Genomic DNA, 1,523 nt, shown 5'->3' on the forward strand with positions numbered 1-1,523 from the left:
GTACCTCGGGGAGGACGGCGGGACGGGGAGAAGTCGGGGTCTCACTTGCCGTACGCGAGCATCAACTTCTCCTTCGTGTCGTCATTGCCGTTCAGCCGGGTCGACGAGATGTAGAAGCGCCCGTCTACGTAGTCGATGTCCCGGGAGAAGAAGCTCGACTCGATCTGCGCGGTGCCGGCCGGCATCTGCAGCAGCTTCGTCGTCGCGTGCGAGGAGCCGGCCGTGGGGATGGACACGACCTGGCCGCCCGCGTCGTAGGACGCCTCGACGTAGGCGAGGAGCTTGCCGCCCTCGGCCTTGATCGGGACCATCGACTCGTCCGCGGGCGACTTGACGCGCCACTTCTCCTTGCCGGTGGCGAGGTCGATCGCGACGATCTGGTTGGCGCCGGTCGTCGCGTCCGTCGGGAGGTACAGGGTGCTCGCGTCGACGGCGACGCCCTGGCAGCCCTGGAGGTCGCTGTCGATGAACGACGAACCGCAGGTGGGCGCGAACGCGGCCTTGGAGTCGACCTGCGAGCGGACCGAACCGTCGTTCTTCAGCGTCGAGATGTTCCAGTGCTTGTCGTCCGAGTCGGTCATGTAGAGGACGACCGGGTCCACGGAGTAGACGTGGCCGACCGTCCAGCCCTTGGGGATCGACTTGGTCCACTTGACCTTGCCGGTCGCCGGGTCCAGCTCCTGCACCTCGTCGTGCTCGGTGGAGGAGCCCGCTCCGCAGGACGCCACCGAGATCAGCTTCGCGCCGCCCGCGAACCCGCCCGGGAAGCAGGCAGCGCCGTACCTCTTCTTCTCGAAGAGCTTCTTGCCGGTGTCCACGTCGTACGCGATCCCGGACTGTGAGCGGCCCACCATCAGGGTCTTGCCGGTGACGGACAGCCCGACGCTGAGCACGCTGTCGAAGAGGTCGCCGTCCGGGACGGTCGTCGCCCAGCCCTTCGCCCCGGTGTTCAGGTCGAACTGCTGGAGCTGGTTGCACTTGGCGTTGTCACTGACACCGCTCTCGTACGCCACGACGATCTTGCCGTCGGACGACTGCTGCGAGGTGACCGCGCAGATCTTCTGCGGGAAGGTGACCGTGGGCCAGGTCGGGTTGCCGTTGCCCACGTTGTAGGCGACGAGTTCCTTGTACGCCGCCTTCACCGCCGTCTTCCCGGTGATCCACATGCCGGGGGCGTCGGCGCCGGAACCGGGCGCGTCCGGCGCCTCCTTGTACCAGAGCACCTTCGCCTCGCCGGACTTGCGGCCCTCGTTGAGGTTCTCGGGGCCCTTGGCGCCGTCGCCGCTGCCGTCACCGGGGTTGGCGGGGTCGTCGGCCCCGCCGCTGGCGGAGGGCGAGGGGCTGTCGCTCCGCTCAGCCACCGGCTTCTTGTCGTCACCGCCGCTCGTGACCGCCCACACCGTGCCGCCGACGACCAACAGCCCCGCCACCGCGGCCGCGATCACCAGCGCGGGCCGCCCCTTGAAGGGGTTGCGGGAGCCGCCGCCGGGGGGCGGCGGGGTGAACCTGTCTCTTATACACAT

General features: G+C 68.7%; 1 protein-coding gene. It reads right to left on the minus strand.

The window, feature by feature from the left end:
• Positions 1-41: 41 nt before the first annotated feature.
• Positions 42-1,523 (minus strand): outer membrane protein assembly factor BamB family protein (locus tag AC31A1_RS51230; RefSeq protein ID WP_489659885.1); only part of this gene is annotated, 1,482 nt, incomplete at its 5' end.

Source organism: Streptomyces sp. P5F9, assembly GCF_057961495.1.